This is a genomic window from Providencia lanzhouensis, assembly GCF_050469745.1.
In the GTDB taxonomy this organism is placed as follows: Bacteria; Pseudomonadota; Gammaproteobacteria; order Enterobacterales; family Enterobacteriaceae; genus Providencia; species Providencia lanzhouensis.
Genome location: NZ_CP174123.1, coordinates 1,620,460 through 1,638,039 on the forward strand (window position 1 = coordinate 1,620,460; position 17,580 = coordinate 1,638,039).

The following is a 17,580-nucleotide window of genomic DNA, read 5'->3' on the forward strand; positions in this document are numbered from 1 at the left end:
AAAGGCGCTTTTTGAGCGCCTTTTATATTGTTTAAATAATCAGCTCCGTATCAATTTCCTTCGGGAAAGGTCAATGTTGATCCCGGTGCTTCGCGGCTTAAATGAATAAAATTCAAATGCTTCTCATACTGGTCAAGAATATCGCTGATCACCTGCTCTTTGGTGTAGTCCATTAAATCGTTAGCTTGGGTGCCTTCCCACAAGTAAGTTTCAAGGCGGTAATAGTGGGATTTACCGGAACGAGCGCGGTAGGTAAAGCTTGGCACCGTGTAGCGGCGTGGCCAAATTTGATAGATAAAACTTTGCTCTTCTTCTAAATCGACCACTAACTCTAAATGGTTAAGTCGCTCTTCTTCGGCAAGAGGATAGATCGCAAATTCCACCTTCGCGCCACGCAATTCCAATTCTTTAGCTACATCTTGCATCGCGGGAATACAGACTAAATCTAACATCCGTTGGGTGTAGGTGGTGCCCGGGAAATTCATCACGCGTCCCAGACGTTGTTTCCACTTAATGGGCTCATTACCATACAGCGGCGCAGGGGCATTGGTATTAATGGCACTGACGCGGCGATAATCTTCAAACCGTAATGACTTATACAGCCCCGCCATAATAAAGAAGATTACAAAACTAAACGGCAGCCCCATAATCACGGTGGTGTTTTGCAGTGCGGGCACCCCATCGGTTATTAACATTCCAAGAGTGAGTAAACCAATGGCAACTGACCAGAAAACCCGTAGCCAATTAGGTGAATCACTGTTTATATCGCTCAGTTTTGAGGTGAAATTCCCCAGCACTAGTGAGCCAGAATCTGCGGACGTCACGTAAAATAGTAACCCTGTAATGGTGGCAACGGAGGCGGTTAATCCAAACCCCGGATATAACTCGAGTAGGGAATAAAACCCTTTTTCGGGGGCCTCTAATACCGTTTCAGCCAACGCTTTGTTGCCATGAATAATTTCATACAGAGCGCTATTACCAAAGATAGAGAGCCAAAGTAGTGTGAAGACAAAAGGGATGATTAGCGTGCCAATCACAAACTGGCGAATGGTGCGACCACGGGAAATTCGTGCCAAAAACAGCCCAACAAAAGGCGACCATGCTACCCACCATGCCCAGAAAAATAGCGTCCAGCTATTCATCCAGTTAGTCGGTCTATCAAACGCAAAACTGTTCAAGGTCATACCCATAAAACGGTTCACATAATCCCCGACGTTGAGTACTAGCGCATTGAGCAGAAATTCCGTATCCCCCACAAAGAGGATAAACAGGATCAGTCCTAATGCCAGCAGTACGTTGAGTTCCGAGAGAATACGGATCCCTTTATTGACCCCCGATGTGGCGGAAATGACCGCCATGATTACCGAAAGGAAAATCAGCCCGCCTTGCACCGTTAGCCCTTGAGGAAGGTCAAACAGCACTTTTAGCCCGTAATTGAGCTGAACCACGCCAATACCGAGGGTGGTGGCGATACCGAAAATCGTCCCGAGCACGGCGGCAATATCGACGGTATGACCAATCGGTCCGTTAATTCGATTACCAAAAATCGGATATAGGGCAGAACGGATGGTTAATGGCAAATTATATCGATAACTAAAGTAACCGAGCGCAATGCCCATCAAGGCGTACATTGACCAGCCCGTGAGTCCATAGTGAAACAGTGTCCACACCATCGACTGACGAGCCGCTTCAAGGGTTTCGCCTTCACCTGTTGGCGGTAACATATATTGAGTGACCGGTTCAGCCACCGAGAAAAACATCAAATCAATGCCGATCCCCGCGGCAAACAGCATCGCTGACCAGCTGAGCAAACTAAATTCCGGTTTGGATTGTTCTGGTCCCAGTTTGATGTTCCCAAAGCGCGAGGTGGCGATAAAAATCACAAAAACGATATACAAGGTGGCGGCAAGTAAGTAATACCAGCCGAAGGTTTTTGACACCCAACCCAGTGTTGCAACAATCCATTTATTTGCGGTGTCAGTCATCAGGATGGTGAAAAAAGAAAACGCCAGTATTAAGGCGGCGGAGGTAAAAAAAACAACGTGATTAAGTTGGTCTTTCTGCCCATTTTTTGGACTTTTTGAATTTGTCATTGGCAGTTCCACAGTTTTATCTGGATGAAAATTTAAAATTAGATTATTTACTAACGCATTGAATTATTAGTAAATATTTAAAATTTCACGGGTATCTCCTCTAGTTATTTGTAAATGAATTGTTGTAAACAATAGTTAATATTGATTGAACATTCAATTAAAAAATCGTTTAATGAATGGGTTCAATGGTCTTATTAGGTCTTCATGCCATGCCGAAAATAGGCGTTCAATCGATACGTAAACAGCAGTTAATTCAGGCCACTTTAGCTGTCATCAACGAAGTGGGAATGCAAGAAGCCAGCTTTGTGCTGATCGCCCGTAAAGCGGGAGTCTCTACTGGGATTATTAGCCACTATTTCCGTGATAAGAGTGGTTTATTGGAGGCCACCATGCGCCATATCCAGTATCAACTCGGGTTTGGTATTGCGATGCGACTCAGATTATTGAGTGGTGAAAATCCTAAAGCGCGAATTCAGGCAATTGTGGAAGGGAACTTTGACTCCACCCAAATCAGTGAAGCCGCAATGAAAACGTGGCTAGCATTTTGGGCGAGCAGTATGCATCAGCCAAATCTGAACCGCTTACAGCGGGTGAATGACCGTCGCTTATATTCAAACCTGAGCTATGAGTTTGGACGAGCGCTAAGTAAACCTGCCGCACGCCGTGCTGCTAAAGGTCTGGCTGCCTTGATTGATGGATTATGGTTACGCAGTGCGCTGAGCAATGAGTCTTTTCCTGTGACGGAAGCGCTCAGCATCACTAACGAATATATCGATATGCAATTGGCACGAGCAGGAGACCATTCGACCTAACTATTTTTCAAAGGAGACGTTATGCAACATCCACCGATTCATAAGCTTTACATTCATGGCGGATATGTCGACAGTTCACAACCTGAATGCGGGCAGTTTGAGGCAATAAACCCAGCCAATGGCGACGTGATTGCGCATTTGCAGTCAGCCAGTATCGACGATATTCACTGGGCGGTGGAGAGTGCAAAACAGGGGCAAAAAATTTGGGTGGCAATGACCGCGATGGAACGTTCACGTATTTTGCGCCGTGCTGTAGATATTTTACGTGAACGTAATGATGAACTCGCCTATTTAGAAACCCTCGATACAGGGAAGCCGCTTTCTGAAACGCGTTTTGTGGATATTGTGACGGGCGCGGATGTTCTTGAATACTATGCAGGCTTGATCCCCGCTCTAGAAGGGCAGCAAATTCCGCTACGTGAAACCTCGTTTGTCTATACTCGTCGTGAACCATTGGGGGTTGTTGCGGGGATTGGCGCATGGAACTATCCCATTCAAATTGCGTTATGGAAATCCGCACCGGCACTGGCAGCGGGTAACGCCATGGTATTTAAGCCCAGCGAAGTTACCTCATTAACCGCATTAAAGCTGGCGGAAATCTACACTGAAGCGGGCTTACCTGCGGGGGTGTTTAACGTGGTAACGGGAATGGGCGGTGAAGTGGGTCAATGGCTAACAGAGCATCCTGATATTGCCAAAATCTCATTTACCGGCGGCGTCCCGACGGGGAAAAAAGTAATGTCGAATGCCTCTAGCTCAAGCCTTAAAGAGGTCACCATGGAGCTGGGCGGAAAATCACCGCTGATTATTTTCGATGATGCCGATTTAGACAAAGCCGCGGATATCGCCATGATGGCAAATTTTTACAGCTCTGGGCAAGTGTGTACCAATGGGACGCGGGTGTTTATCCCAGAAAACCTGAAAGCCAACTTTGAAGCCAAAATCGCACAGCGCGTTGCTCGCATTCGTATTGGTTCACCAACCGATGAAAATACCAATTTTGGGCCTTTAGTCAGCTTCAAGCATCTGGACAATGTGCTGCGCTATATCGAGATTGGTAAGGCGCAAGGGGCGACCGTGTTATGTGGTGGTGAGCGTCTGATGACTCAGTCGCTGGCAAACGGCGCGTATGTGGCACCGACGGTGTTTACTGATTGCACAGATGAAATGCAAATCACCCAAGAAGAGATTTTTGGTCCTGTAATGAGCATTCTAAGCTACCTCACAGAAGACGAGGTCATTGAGCGAGCAAATCACTCGATTTATGGTTTAGCCGCAGGAATTGTCACGCAAGATCTCGCCCGTGCTCATCGCGTTATTCACCAATTAGAAGCGGGAATTTGTTGGATCAACACCTGGGGAGAATCCCCTGCGCAAATGCCAGTGGGGGGTTATAAACACTCTGGTGTAGGGCGCGAAAATGGTCTGATGACGCTACAAAATTACACTCAAATCAAATCCATTCAAGTTGAACTCGGAGAGTTTTCATCCATTTTTTAATCACTTAATTTGACTGAAACAGAGGAGATAACAATGGTCTATGACTACATTATTATCGGTGCTGGTTCAGCCGGTAACGTTCTTGCTACCCGCCTGACAGAAGATACTGATGTTACTGTGCTGCTCCTTGAAGCAGGAGGTCCGGATCACCGGTTCGATTTTCGCACACAAATGCCAGCGGCATTAGCATACCCACTTCAGGGGCGCCGTTATAACTGGGCGTATGAAACAGAGCCTGAGCCTCATATGAACAACCGCCGTATGGAATGTGGGCGCGGTAAAGGGCTTGGCGGCTCTTCATTGATTAACGGCATGTGCTATATCCGTGGAAATGCCATGGACTTTGATGGCTGGGCGCAAGCACCGGGGCTTGAAGATTGGGCTTATGCCAACTGTTTGCCATATTTTCGTAAAGCAGAAACCCGCGATATTGGTGGAAATGATTACCACGGCGATCAAGGCCCCGTGAGTGTGACGACGCCAAAATCCCACAATAATGTGCTATTCCACGCGATGGTTGAAGCTGGCGTTCAAGCGGGTTATCCGAAAACAGAGGATTTAAACGGTTACCAGCAAGAAGGGTTCGGTCCGATGGATCGTACGGTGACGCCAAAAGGTCGTCGTGCGAGTACCGCCAGAGGGTATCTAGACCAAGCTCGCACCCGTAAAAACTTGACGATAGTTACCCATGCCACTACGGATACCATTGAGTTTGAAGGGAAAAAAGCGGTGTCTGTGAAGTATTATTTAGGAAAGCATCAGCAAGTGCAGGTGGCGAAGGCGCGCAAAGAAGTCTTATTATGCGCTGGGGCTATCGCCTCCCCGCAAATATTGCAGCGCTCCGGTGTCGGCCCTAAAGCGGTATTAGCGCAGTTTGAGATCCCTCCCGTTCATTATCTGGAAGGTGTGGGTGAAAATTTGCAAGACCATTTGGAAATGTACTTGCAATATGAATGTAAGCAACCCGTTTCCCTGTATCCCGCATTGAAATGGTTTAATCAGCCGATGATTGGTGCGCAGTGGCTATTTAAAGGCACGGGCATTGGTGCGAGTAATCAGTTTGAAGCGGGTGGGTTTATTCGTAGCAGTGAAAAATTTGCATGGCCAAATATTCAATTTCACTTTCTGCCGGTGGCGATTAACTACAATGGTAGTAATGCGGTGAATCAACACGGTTTTCAGGCACATGTGGGTTCTATGCGTTCACCTAGCCGAGGTCGAGTGCAGATAAAATCTCGTGACCCGCATCAACACCCTAGCATCTTGTTTAATTACATGTCTTGTGAGCAGGATTGGGAAGAGTTTCGCGCAGCGATTCGTATCACGCGGGAAATTATGGCTCAACCCGCGTTAGACCCGTATCGAGGTGAGGAAATTAGCCCCGGCAAGCATATTGTCACCGATGAGCAACTTGATCAGTTTGTACGAGAACGCGCGGAAACTGCGTTTCATCCTTGTGGAACGTGCAAAATGGGCTCGGATGCTATGGCGGTCGTCGATGGTGAAGGGCGTGTCCATGGGATTGATAACCTACGAGTGATTGATGCATCCATTATGCCGCTGATTATTACAGGCAATTTAAATGCCACAACCATTATGATTGCGGAAAAAATAGCGGACAAAATTCGCGGTCGAGAGCCATTAGCACCCAGCCAGGCTCCCTATTTTAACGCTGGTAGCCAGGTGGTTAGAGCGGGCTAAAACGTGGTTTATGGGTGAGGGGACATCCTCACCCTTTGTACATGCTTATTCGCAATGGTTGGTAAATTCTTTATACGCATTCCATGTCTGAGTTGCATACATAACTGAAGGGCCTCCCCCCATAAAAATGGCAACAGCTAAAGTTTCAGCAAGTTCTTGTTGGGTTACTCCTAAATCGACCAAAGCTTTTGTATGAAAAGCAACGCAGCCATCGCAGCGATTGGCAACCGCAATACCAATCGCAATCAGCTCTTTGGTTTTTTTATCCAGAACTCCCTCTGTCGAGGCAGCTGCAATTAAGTTAGAAAAATGCATCATGACTTCAGGAATAAATTGAGCCAGCTCCGGCATGGTTTGCAGTAGGTTTTGATTGATTTCAGTAAACTTTGACATTGTTTCTCCGTCTTACATTATGCGATTAAATAATATATATTTTAATATAATTTAAGGATAACATTGAGCAAGGAAAATATTCGAAATAAGATATAAAACAGGTTTATACTTTTTATTTAATAAAGGATGGTGTATTAAATTGAAAGATTCATATTTAGATGTTTGATCTGAAATTTAACGCTATTAGTGTCAATTTGACAAAAAAATCCTCCAAACGAAGGAGGAAAATAAATATTAAGCGAGACTACTTATATAACACTAATTTTGTATTTACCAAAGCTGACCAGCTAATAAAAATGATCAAAATTTGCTATATGAAAAAGGAATATAAACTAAAAATAATATGGAAGTGTTAATATTAACGAACAGAATTAACTAGCCATTGTAAATAGTTATCCTCAACTTGGTTAGGGTCTAAACGAATTAACTCAGGAATTTCATAGGGATGAATTTCCTTGATTGCATCAAATAGCGCTTGCTGATTACCAATCGTGCTTTTTATCAGTAATAGAATTTCTTTATCTTCTGTCACATTTCCTTTCCACAAATAGACTGATTTCATTTCGGGTAATAATGAAACACAGGCAGCAAGATGGTTATTCAACAGGTGCTGTGCAATTTTTATGGCACTTTCTTGGCTATTAGTCGTGCTTAAAACGATGCAAGGTTGTTGCTGGCTCTTATAATGAGTATCGTCAAATGTCATTTTAATCTCCTTTATTTAAAGGGCTTATTTAAATGAGTAGCCTGATTCATTCTAGTTCAGCTGCCCGTAAGAAAACGTAGTCACATAATGATACAAATAGAGAAGTACGTGATTAATGTGGAGATGATTATTACTGATAACGATTATCTTATTGGGTAATGAATTGGCTGCCCATGAGATAGCAATATATGTACCCTAATAGCTTAAGGCTTGAGCTAAATAATTTCATTAATCAATTAGCCTGGTTGATTTTCATTCGCTCTACTAAACGAAAGTAAATCTATTTACAAGGGGCTTTATTGCTATTCTTGATTAATTATGAGTAATTCGATTCAGCATTAAGTTTTAGATAGGTAAATATCAATAATTATTGAATTTTTGTATATTAATTGAGTTTTGGGAAATATTTTAATATTTAATCGCTTTAATCCGATGGAAGAGTTAGTGACGTTTTTATACATAACTGTTACTCGTTTTTATTTCACTGCCACATTTAACTCATTTTAAGGGTGTGTGACTGTTTGTGAATTTCAATTACATTTTGTTACATAATGGCTTGAAATTCATATGAAACTCAGTAACCAAATGATAACGATCAATATTTTCAGGTGATTATTTGCTAACATCGACTGAGAATAAAAAAATATATATTGCACTTTCTCTGTCATTCCATCTCAAAAACTGTATGGATACCCTTATGAATAAACTGACTCCGTTAAAACCGATACCTACCTTAATCGCGGTCGCGATTACGTTAATTATCTGGTTTGCTATTCCTGTTCCTGAAGGTGTTAATCCGAATGCATGGCATTTATTAGCCCTGTTTGTCGGAACTATCGCTGCGATTATCGGTAAAGCGTTACCGATTGGTGGTGTTTCTATCGTTGCGATTTCCTTGGTGGCCGCGACTGGGGTCACCAATCCTGAATCTACAAAAGGCGCGATTGCAGATGCATTAAGTGGCTTTTCTAATGACCTGATTTGGCTGATTGGTATTTCCATCATGGTCTCCATGAGCTTGAATAAAACGGGGCTGGGAGCGCGTATAGGTTATTACGTTATTTCACTGTTTGGTAAAAAAACCATTGGGATTGCTTATTCGCTGGCCATTGCAGAAACCATTCTTGCGCCTGTGACGCCAAGTAACACTGCGCGAGGCGGGGGAATTATTCACCCGATTATGCGTTCGATTTCAGACAGTTTTGGTTCTAAGGCAGAAGACGGTACTTCCGGGAAAATAGGGCGCTACCTCTCTTTAGTGAACTATAATATCAACCCAATTACCTCCGCGATGTTTATTACAGCAACGGCACCGAACCCGCTGATTGTCAGCTTAATTGTCAGCGAAGCGGGTAAAGGTAATGAGCTAACTTGGGGAATGTGGGCGATTGCGGCATTTGTACCGGCGATTGTTTCTCTGATTTTAATGCCACTGGTTATCTACTTTATGTATAAGCCAGAAATTACCTCTACACCGGATGCTCCTAATTTTGCCAAAGAACGTTTACAGCAATTAGGACCAATTTCATTGCCTGAAATGATCACATTAGGGGTTTTTATCCTGTTATTAATGATGTGGGCAGGGGTTCCTGAAATGTTGTTTGGTCCATCATTCAGCGTGAATGCAACCACGGCAGCCTTTATTGGTCTGAGCGTATTATTGGGCACAGGGGTTATTAACTGGGATGATGTCCTGAAAAATAAAGGGGCATGGGATACCGTTGTCTGGTTCGCCGCACTGGTGATGATGGCTAGCTTCTTAGGTAAATTAGGTCTTATTAAGTGGATGTCTGTCACGGTAGGAAGCTCTATCGATAGCATGGGAATTAGTTGGGTTTGGGGTACCTTAATTTTGGTACTAATCTATGTTTACTCTCACTATTTCTTCGCCAGTACAACTGCGCACATTACCGCAATGTTCGGGGCTTTCTTTGCGGCGGGTCTTGCATTAGGCGCACCGCCAATGCTGTTAGGTTTAACCTTAGCATTCTCCTCATCCTTAATGATGTCATTAACTCACTACGGCACGGGTACGGCACCAATTATCTTCGGTTCGGGCTATGCCACACTGGGCGAATGGTGGAAAGCGGGCTTTGTGATGAGCGTTGTTAACTTAATTATTTGGATCAGTTTAGGAAGTATTTGGTGGAAATTCTTGGGTTACTGGTAATGCCATTGAATATTAATTAAAAATACGTATTCACCAAAAGCCGGAATTATCTTCCGGCTTTTTTGTCCTCTATTGACTGTGAGTGAAATTATATTTTACTGAGAGAGGAAACATAAAATTTAAACCTTAAATCAGTGAATTTATTGAAATAAATAGGGCAATTAAATATTCAATGGAAACAAGATTTTTTAATTTAAAGCAGCTATGATTAATACTAAGGCATGTTGTAGGGTTTTAATGTAATCCGATATAAACAAAGATAAATAGGTTAAAAATGAAAAAGACAGCATTAGTATTGGGTATGGCGGGTATGATGGCATTGTTGTCAGCGTGTTCAGACGAGAAAAAAGAGATTGCAGAGTATCGTTCTGAGTTCGTAAACAACTGTGTAAAAGCAGCGGGCGAATCTGATACAGAAACAGCACAAGCTATTAGCGCAATCTGTGGCTGTGCTTATGATAAAACTGTTGAAAAATATGGTTTAAAAGAATTTAAGCGTTTAGACAGTGAACTGCAAAAATCACCTGCTGCTGCGCCTGAATTCCAACAAACTATGATTTCATTTGTTCAAGAGTGTGCAACTAACGCGCGTTAATTGAATAACTTTAGTCATTGTTAAATAAAGCCACGGTGATGAAAAATCCCGTGGCTTTGTTGTTTTTAGGATAGGTTTTTAAATCAACGCTTATTTAAATAGCTGTTTAAATTGATGTGGAGCACAGCGTAAATATTGTGGTGCCACATTAATTTGTTCATTGAGCACACTGGCGGCACGCCATGGCCAGCGTGGTTCATATAAAATGCCACGACCAATCGCAATAAAGTCAGCTTGCCCAGTCGCAATAATCGCTTCCGCTTGGTGAGGCTCGGTGATCAGCCCCACAGCAATAACTGGCATATCGGTATGTTCATGAATAGCTTGCGCCAGTGGTACTTGGTAATTTGGGCTGACCGGGATCTGTTGCTTGTCTGATAATCCACCGGAAGAAACGTGGATATAATCGCACCCTAATTCTTCTAGCACTTCAGTGAGTTCGATGGATTGAGCCAGATCCCAGCCCCCTGCAACCCAATCTGTTGCAGAAATACGGATACCGACAGCAATATTTGGATTGACCGCCGCACGTACTTCACGGAACACATCCACTAAAAATCGAGTACGGTTAACAAAACTGCCACCATATTCATCTTGTCGTTGGTTGGAGATAGGAGATAGGAATTCATGCAGTAAATAGCCATGAGCCGCATGGATCTCAATTAAATCAAAACCTGCTTGTTCAGCACGTTTTGCTGAATCAACAAACTGTTGCGTTATTTCGTGGATCTCATTGATGGTGAGAGCCTTTGGTGAATAGCTATCGCCAAAAGGCAGAGCGGATGGCGCGACGGTTTGCCAACCATGTGGATCGTCTGGCGCTAAATTTTTCCCGCCTTCCCACGGTAGTGCGCAGGAGGCTTTTCGGCCTGCATGGGCAATTTGAATACCTAATTTTGCATTGGCAAAACTCTTGATGTTTGTTAACAGAGTTTTAAACGCCTGCATCTGAGCGTCATTCCATAATCCTAAATCTTGGTAAGTAATTCGTCCATCGGGGTTTACAGCACTAGCTTCGACAATCACAAGGGAAGCGCCGGATAAGGCAAGGTTCATATAATGAGCCTGATGCCAAGGGCTGATGAGACCTTCATGTGCGGAGTATTGGCACATAGGTGGCACAATAATACGGTTAGTTAGCTGAACTTGACCTAAGTTAGCAGGTGAAAATAGGTAACTCATTCCTTTTTCCTTATAACGAAACTTAAGATAATTCTGACAGTATACAAAAAAAGGAAGAGCATTCTTGTGATAAAGCGGCAAATTTAGGTATTCAAAAAAATTTTTCGTTATAAGCAAGCTGAAAAAGCAATAACGCGAAGATAATTTTGAGGAAAAGAATAAAAAGTATAAATCTCTGCTTGCTATTTTTTATTATAAATAAAAGAACCAGGGATAGAATGTAGATATATTGCAATGTGTCATTTCAAATCATGATAAATACTCGCTTAGTTCCCCATTTCTTTGTTAACCCCATGATAAATCAAGCATGATAAACTTAATTTGGTTTTATGGTTTTTATGGTGCTAATAGATTTTCACACTGGGTTTTTATTTTATTCAATGATTTTCTTTACCTTTAAATGAATATTGTTGCCGCAAAAAAATAATTTTCATCTTGCAACCTAAATAAGGGATTTATATAAGCAACGATAGCCCTACGTAATATTAGTTTTATGTAAAAAGAGTAATGGAGATGAAAATAAAATTACAACTGTAAAAGTGTAGCAGTTTTATTTTCAACAACGTGTATTAGCCTGTGAAAATATAATTCTAAAAAGGAAGGTCAATGTGTTAACAATTATTGGTATTTTAATCATCGTGACAATCGTCACTTTACTGATGATGGGTAAAGCTAGCCCAATTATTGCAATGTCTTGTATTCCTTTTATTGGTGCACTGTTAGCGGGATATTCTATTGGTGAAATCTCGGTCTTTTTCGAAAGCGGCATTAATAAAGTGGCAAAAGTGGCAGCGATGTTTTTGTTTGCCATTTTGTTCTTCAGCATGATGAAGGACTTACATATTTTTGACCCACTGATCCGCATGATGGTCAAAATGATCCGTGGTAATGTGATTATCGTCTGTATCATGACCACGCTAATCGCGGGGGTAGTGCACTTAGATGGCTCTGGCGCCGCAACATTTTTAATTATTATTCCTGCATTATTACCGCTATACCGACAATTAGGTATGAGTCCATACCTAATGTTGCTGCTGATGTGCGCAAGTATGGGGATCATGAATATGGTGCCGTGGGGCGGACCATTAGGTCGTGCGTCAGCGGTAACAGGTATCGATGCCTCTACACTATGGCAAGGTTTAATTCCCGTGCAATTGATTGGTATGGGTGGCGCGGTGGTATTTGCCATTATTATGGGAATGCGTGAAAAGCGTCGCATTGCTGCGGCCGCGTTAAATGGCACTACGCCGTATCAAATGGATTCACTGTTAGGCGAAAGTGAGCAAATCGCAGATGTGGTTGATATTGCCCATAAACCTAAAAAGCCATTAATTAATGGTGGATTAATTGTAGGGGCGATTATCTGTTTAGCATTCGGGCTACTTTCAGCTCCATACGTATTTATGATTGCGCTTTCTTTGGCGTTATTAATTAACTACCCAAATCCCAAAGAGCAGATGAAGGTGCTCTCCCTGCACGCCCCACAGGCGTTAGGTATGGTGGCCATTATTCTTGCAGCGGGCGCGTTTCTCGGCATCTTATCCGATGGTGGAATGTTGAAATCCATCGCAATGGATCTGACATCAATTCTGCCAACGGAATGGGTATCAAAAATACATATTTTTGTGGGTATCCTCGGCGTACCAATGGATATTTTCACCAGTACTGACGCTTACTATTTTGCATTGCTGCCAATTATTCAGCAAATTGCTGCGACGGCAGGGGTTGATCCTTCAGCGGTGGTGTACGCTATGGCGATTGGGAATAACGCCGGTACGTTTGTGAGCCCGTTCTCACCGGCAGCATGGCTGGCTATGGGGCTGGCGGGAATTGATATGGGGCGTCATTTGCGGTATTCGTTCGGGTGGATTTGGGTGTTCAGCTTTTTTACGCTAGCCGTCGGGGCGGTTCTTGGATTGTATTAATCGCTCGTCGTCTTTTGCACCCTAACGTTGTTGGCTTCAAAAGAAAACCCTAGTCACATACTTGTGTATGCTCCTAGGGATTTTCTTTTTTGCCGCCTAGTTACGGCGCAAAATCCATAGAGCCAATGTTTGAGGAAACTAAGGAAAAACCTAAAATCTGAAAAGATAGAAGATAGAAGATAGAAGATAGAAGATAGAAGATAGAAGATAGAAGATAGAAGATAGAAGATAGAAGATAGAAGATAGAAGATAGAAGATAGAAGATAGAAGATAGAAGATAGAAGATAGAAGATAGAAGATAGAAGATAGAAGATAGAAGATAGAAGATAGAAGATAGAAGATAGAAGATAGAAGATAGAAGATAGGAAAAACAAACAGAAAACGGTGAGAGAAAATAGTTGCTAAGTGGAGCATGGATTATCGGACAGTGACTATATTGATGATAAGGGAATTATGTGAGTATGCCTTTATTATCTGAAACCTATAAGGCTCGACATGCGCAGACCACTTTCTTCCTATCATCCTATCTTGTATTGGCTGCGCGTGAATCAAAAACGGCTACTTAGGCGCTGGCACTGGGCATTTTCAGGGCGCAAATATACCCGCAATTTAGCGGAGCAACCGCTGGAATACCGTTACCATAAACACACATCGCGCCTTATACGCAAATTGGGGCAATCAGACCTTCGACTACAACATAACAAAGTGATAAACCTCGGAATTGCGATTGAAACAATGAACGGCGTTACCATCGCGCCGGGAGAATACTTCTCATTTTGTCGCCTTGTGGGAAAACCTACGGCTAAACGCGGATTTGTGGAAGGAATGGAACTTTCTTACGGAGAAGCCCGCAGCGGAATTGGCGGAGGAATTTGCCAACTCAGTAATTTAATCCACTGGATGGCGCTGCATTCACCATTGCAAGTGGTGGAACGCGCCAACCACAGTTTTGATCCATTTCCCGATGAAGGACGAGTACTGCCATTTGGGTCGGGTGCCGCTATCTTCTATAACTATATCGACCTTGTGTTGTATAACCCCACTCAAGCGATATTTCAGTTAGTGTTTAAAATTGGTGAGCACCAAATTGAAGGGGAGCTACTGTGTTCAGAACCCCGCGAAAATAAATACCATATTTACCAACAAAATCATAAGTTTGTTCGGGAGCACGGCGTGATTTATCGCCATAATGAAATTTGGCAGCAAATCACCACCAAAGGGCAGGAGCCGCTCACACTCAGCGACCGCTGTTTGTACCGCAATAAAGTGGTGGTGAAATACCCACTGGATGAATCTCAATTGAGTGATGCGGGTTAATACGAGCATAATTAGGAATATGTTACTGGCTTTTACCTAATTAATTCGTTTAGAATCCCCCCAACTAAGTTATTTCTTGCTGTTTTTCTGATAAAACACCCAAAATGAGGCCGTCTCGCGGACTAGATATGTAATACCAACACTTGATTTCTCAATTATCGCAGAGGCAAATCTTGCACAAGATTTGTTGTGTTTTATTATTTCTGTAGAGAAAGCATAATGAATATGCAATCAAGGAAGTATGGTAGAACGTATCACTATCCGTTCTCACCTGGCACCACCAGCGACGATCGTATTAATAGCGATTGGTGGGCGCACATCCAAAATATTGAACAACTGGTTCATACTGAAAAACTCGATGGTGAAAATAATTGCCTGAATCGTCACGGCGTATTTGCCCGTTCTCACGGCGCTCCGACCCAGTCGGCATGGTCGCAGCAAATCCGTCAGCGTTGGCAATTAATTAAAGACGATCTGGGTGATATCGAATTGTTTGGTGAAAATCTGTATGCCGTGCACTCCATCGAATATCAACATATCGAAGATTATTTTTACGTGTTTGCGGTGCGCCAAGGGGATTATTGGCTAAGTTGGGATGAAGTGAAGTTTTACGCATCACTGTTTGATTTCCCAACCGTACCTGAGCTTCATTTGGCTATCGATAAAACCCTCACTGCTCAGCAGTACAGCAGCGGATTAATCGCCGCGGCAGGGGAAGATAGCCAATTTATTGCACGGGATACCCACACCGGAAAACCGTGCAGCATGGAAGGCATTGTGACGCGCAATCGCCAAGGTTTTGCCGTGGATGATTTTATGCAGCACGTTTTTAAGTATGTTCGTAAAAACCATGTCAAAACCGATATTCACTGGAAGCGAAATTGGCAGCGCGCGAAATTAGCGTTTGAGATGCAAGGAGGTGACCAATGAGTTGGCAGCTGACAAAACAACGGGAATGGTCACAACTTACTGAACAGTTTGAATTTGTGCGTGATATGCATGGCGTACCTCAAGATGCGATACACCATGCCGAAGGGGATGTGGCTATCCATACTCAAATGGTATTAGCTGCGTTGGAGGCGTTACCGGAATATCAGCAATTACCTGAAGCGCAACAGCAGATTGTCTGGACAGCTGCGCTCTTACACGATGTGGAAAAGCGCAGCACCACTCGAGAAGAAGAGGGGCGTATTCGCTCACCCGGACACGCAAAAAAAGGCGAGTTATCCGCTCGCCATATCCTGTTTCGTGAAGTGGAAACGCCATTTGCTATCCGCGAGCAGATTGCCACATTAGTACGCTTTCACGGTTTGCCATTATGGTTGATGGATAAGCCCGACCCAGAGCGAGCGTTGTACGCCGCCTCATTACGGGTCGAAATGTCCTTGCTGTGTATGTTAGCGAAAGCGGATGCGATTGGTCGTGAATGTGAAGACAAAGCGGACTTATTAGCGCGCATCGAGCTATTTGAACTGTTTTGCCGTGAGCATGATTGCTGGGATCAGCCGAAAGCTTTCGCGTCACTGGCGGGGCGTTTTCACTATTTCCATACCCAGCGCGGCACGCCGGATTATCAACCGTTTGATGAAGACGGTAGCGAAGTGATGATGTTGTGTGGTCTGCCAGGAATGGGAAAAGACCATTTTATTCAACAACATTACCCACAAACGCCGATGGTATGCTTGGATGAAATTCGCCGAATTCATAAAATCAGCCCAGCGGATAAAAATGCCCAAGGCTGGGTCGCGCAGCAAGCGAAAGAACAGGCGAAAGTTTATTTGCGTAGTAAACAAGATTTCATCTGGAATGCGACATCGCTAAGTGCCTCACTGCGCGAAAGCATGATCAGCCTATTTGCTCGCTACCAAGCCAAAGTGCATCTGATTTATCTGGAAGTGCCGTATAAGCAGTGGCAGCAGCAAAATCGTCAGCGCAAATATGCGGTTCCGGAAAATGTGATGGAAAGAATGGCGGGGAAACTGGAAATACCGACCCCTGATGAAGCTCATCAAGTTTCCTATTTTATCAATGGTGAATTTTTGAGTGAGCCGGTGAAGTAAGTTTTACCATCCTGCCTCTGTCTAAGAGGCAGGACAATCAGTTCGCCATCATGGCACAAAAACCTTTCCTTCAAATAATTTTCTAGCAGTACGAATAATTGAAGCTTGAATGCCTTCCGGTTTATCCGTCGGGTTACTTAGTGCTACCTCAAATTGACCACTGAGATGTTCAATGGCAATCTTCTGCATATCCACATCACCTTGCAGATAACGCTCGATAACGGTGCCTGAAATCACGCAGCCGGTGGCAATAGCAATTGCGCCCGTTACCGCTAATGCGCCATGGCATTTATGGGGCATAAAGTAGCGCACATTAATGGTGCCGCCGTGAATCGCAGGGGAGACTAAAATCGGTTTTGGGATCACTTTTTTGCTCACATCCCCTAACCCCATCATGGCACCAGCTTGTAGACGAATGTGCTCCAGCTTTTGCATAAACTCGCTATCGCCTTCAAGTTGATCCGCCGTTTCATACCCCGTTTTATTAAGTTGAGGGGCATCGATAAGCACCACAGGCGTCGCCATATCGAGGCAAGAGACTTCAACACCATCAATGATATCGACCACATTTCCGGTAGGGAACAATTTCCCTGTTTTGGTTCCACTGGCATTAAGAAAAGTTAAACCAACAGGGGCAGCCTGACCGGGAACACCCGCAATCGTTGCATTACCGTTATATTCCACTTGCCCATTGGGGGTTTGAATAGTGGCGTTGATAAAGGTATTGGTGTTGACGTTACGCACCCTGACGGTGGTCACATCTCCAGTGATAGGTACTAACCCTTTTTCTAACGAGAATGACCCGACCGCACACAGAATATTGCCACAGTTAGGGGCAGTATCGACAATACGCTCAGTAATGGCGACTTGCGCAAAAAGGTAATCAACATCTGCATCTGGGTGTGTCGATGTGCTGATGATGGCAACTTTGCTGGTTTGCGGGCTACCGCCGCCAATACCATCGATTTGTAAAGGATGACCAGACCCCATAATGGCTAAAATCAGTTCATCACGTTGTTGAATGTCGGTCGGGAGAGAGTCGGCGAGGAGAAAAACACCTTTTGATGTGCCTCCGCGCATTAATGTACAAGGAATTTGTTTCATCACGCGTCCTTTTTGAACGCCT

Annotated in this window: 14 protein-coding genes; 9 read left to right on the forward strand and 5 right to left on the reverse strand. The window is 43.7% G+C overall.

Going from position 1 to position 17,580, the window contains the following annotated elements:
- Positions 1 to 50: 50 nt before the first annotated feature.
- Positions 51 to 2,093, reverse strand: a complete 2,043-nt coding sequence (locus ACIH2S_RS07605; RefSeq protein WP_108479064.1) for a choline transporter — start codon at positions 2,091 to 2,093, stop codon at positions 51 to 53.
- A gap of 209 nt (positions 2,094 to 2,302) precedes the next feature.
- Here ACIH2S_RS07605 and betI point away from each other — a divergent pair, with 209 nt between their 5' ends.
- The 3 genes from betI to betA are packed head-to-tail and all read left to right on the forward strand — an operon-like array spanning position 2,303 to position 6,106.
- Positions 2,303 to 2,905 carry a transcriptional regulator BetI gene (gene betI / locus ACIH2S_RS07610; protein WP_036951954.1) on the forward strand — a complete coding sequence of 201 codons (603 nt, stop codon included), beginning with the start codon at positions 2,303 to 2,305 and terminating at the stop codon, positions 2,903 to 2,905.
- Between the two features lie 21 nt (positions 2,906 to 2,926).
- Positions 2,927 to 4,405 (forward strand): betaine-aldehyde dehydrogenase, encoded by a 1,479-nt coding sequence (gene betB, locus ACIH2S_RS07615; protein ID WP_108479063.1) that lies wholly within the window; start codon positions 2,927 to 2,929, stop codon positions 4,403 to 4,405.
- Between the two features lie 33 nt (positions 4,406 to 4,438).
- Positions 4,439 to 6,106, forward strand: coding sequence for a choline dehydrogenase (gene betA, locus ACIH2S_RS07620; RefSeq protein ID WP_154600286.1), 1,668 nt, complete (start codon positions 4,439 to 4,441; stop codon positions 6,104 to 6,106).
- A 45-nt stretch (positions 6,107 to 6,151) separates the two neighbouring features.
- On the opposite strand, the gene ACIH2S_RS07625 is transcribed toward betA, so the two are convergent.
- Both ACIH2S_RS07625 and cutA read right to left on the reverse strand, forming a co-directional pair.
- Entirely contained in the window at positions 6,152 to 6,499 is a 348-nt protein-coding gene (locus tag ACIH2S_RS07625) for a carboxymuconolactone decarboxylase family protein (RefSeq protein ID WP_036951341.1), read from the reverse strand.
- 358 nt (positions 6,500 to 6,857) lie between these two features.
- Positions 6,858 to 7,205, reverse strand: a complete 348-nt coding sequence (cutA, locus tag ACIH2S_RS07630; protein ID WP_036951336.1) for a divalent-cation tolerance protein CutA — start codon at positions 7,203 to 7,205, stop codon at positions 6,858 to 6,860.
- 697 nt (positions 7,206 to 7,902) lie between these two features.
- Here cutA and ACIH2S_RS07635 point away from each other — a divergent pair.
- Positions 7,903 to 9,375 (forward strand): anion permease, encoded by a 1,473-nt coding sequence (locus tag ACIH2S_RS07635; protein WP_036951333.1) that lies wholly within the window; start codon positions 7,903 to 7,905, stop codon positions 9,373 to 9,375.
- Between the two features lie 274 nt (positions 9,376 to 9,649).
- The gene (locus ACIH2S_RS07640) at positions 9,650 to 9,970 is read left to right on the forward strand and encodes a lipoprotein (protein ID WP_036951331.1); all 321 of its coding nucleotides are present in this window, start codon (positions 9,650 to 9,652) and stop codon (positions 9,968 to 9,970) included.
- 90 nt (positions 9,971 to 10,060) lie between these two features.
- Here ACIH2S_RS07640 and ACIH2S_RS07645 read toward each other — a convergent pair whose 3' ends face one another.
- Entirely contained in the window at positions 10,061 to 11,152 is a 1,092-nt protein-coding gene (locus tag ACIH2S_RS07645) for an NADH:flavin oxidoreductase/NADH oxidase (protein WP_321146841.1), read from the reverse strand.
- A 608-nt stretch (positions 11,153 to 11,760) separates the two neighbouring features.
- Here ACIH2S_RS07645 and ACIH2S_RS07650 point away from each other — a divergent pair.
- The 4 genes from ACIH2S_RS07650 (at position 11,761) to ACIH2S_RS07665 (ending at position 16,454) form a co-directional block, all read left to right on the forward strand.
- Positions 11,761 to 13,077: a CitMHS family transporter gene (locus ACIH2S_RS07650; RefSeq protein WP_430248444.1), complete on the forward strand. Its 1,317-nt coding sequence runs from the start codon at positions 11,761 to 11,763 to the stop codon at positions 13,075 to 13,077.
- 495 nt (positions 13,078 to 13,572) lie between these two features.
- Positions 13,573 to 14,394 carry a VanW family protein gene (locus ACIH2S_RS07655; RefSeq protein ID WP_036951322.1) on the forward strand — a complete coding sequence of 274 codons (822 nt, stop codon included), beginning with the start codon at positions 13,573 to 13,575 and terminating at the stop codon, positions 14,392 to 14,394.
- 219 nt (positions 14,395 to 14,613) lie between these two features.
- Positions 14,614 to 15,324 carry an RNA ligase family protein gene (locus tag ACIH2S_RS07660; protein WP_211885260.1) on the forward strand — a complete coding sequence of 237 codons (711 nt, stop codon included), beginning with the start codon at positions 14,614 to 14,616 and terminating at the stop codon, positions 15,322 to 15,324.
- A complete protein-coding gene (locus ACIH2S_RS07665; protein ID WP_430248446.1) occupies positions 15,321 to 16,454 on the forward strand; it encodes an AAA family ATPase in 1,134 nt (377 codons plus the stop codon). Before ACIH2S_RS07660 ends, ACIH2S_RS07665 begins: the two co-directional genes overlap by 4 nt.
- Before the next feature lie 48 nt (positions 16,455 to 16,502).
- On the opposite strand, the gene ACIH2S_RS07670 is transcribed toward ACIH2S_RS07665, so the two are convergent.
- Positions 16,503 to 17,558, reverse strand: coding sequence for a 4-oxalomesaconate tautomerase (locus ACIH2S_RS07670; protein WP_349487768.1), 1,056 nt, complete (start codon positions 17,556 to 17,558; stop codon positions 16,503 to 16,505).
- Positions 17,559 to 17,580: the final 22 nt, after the last annotated feature.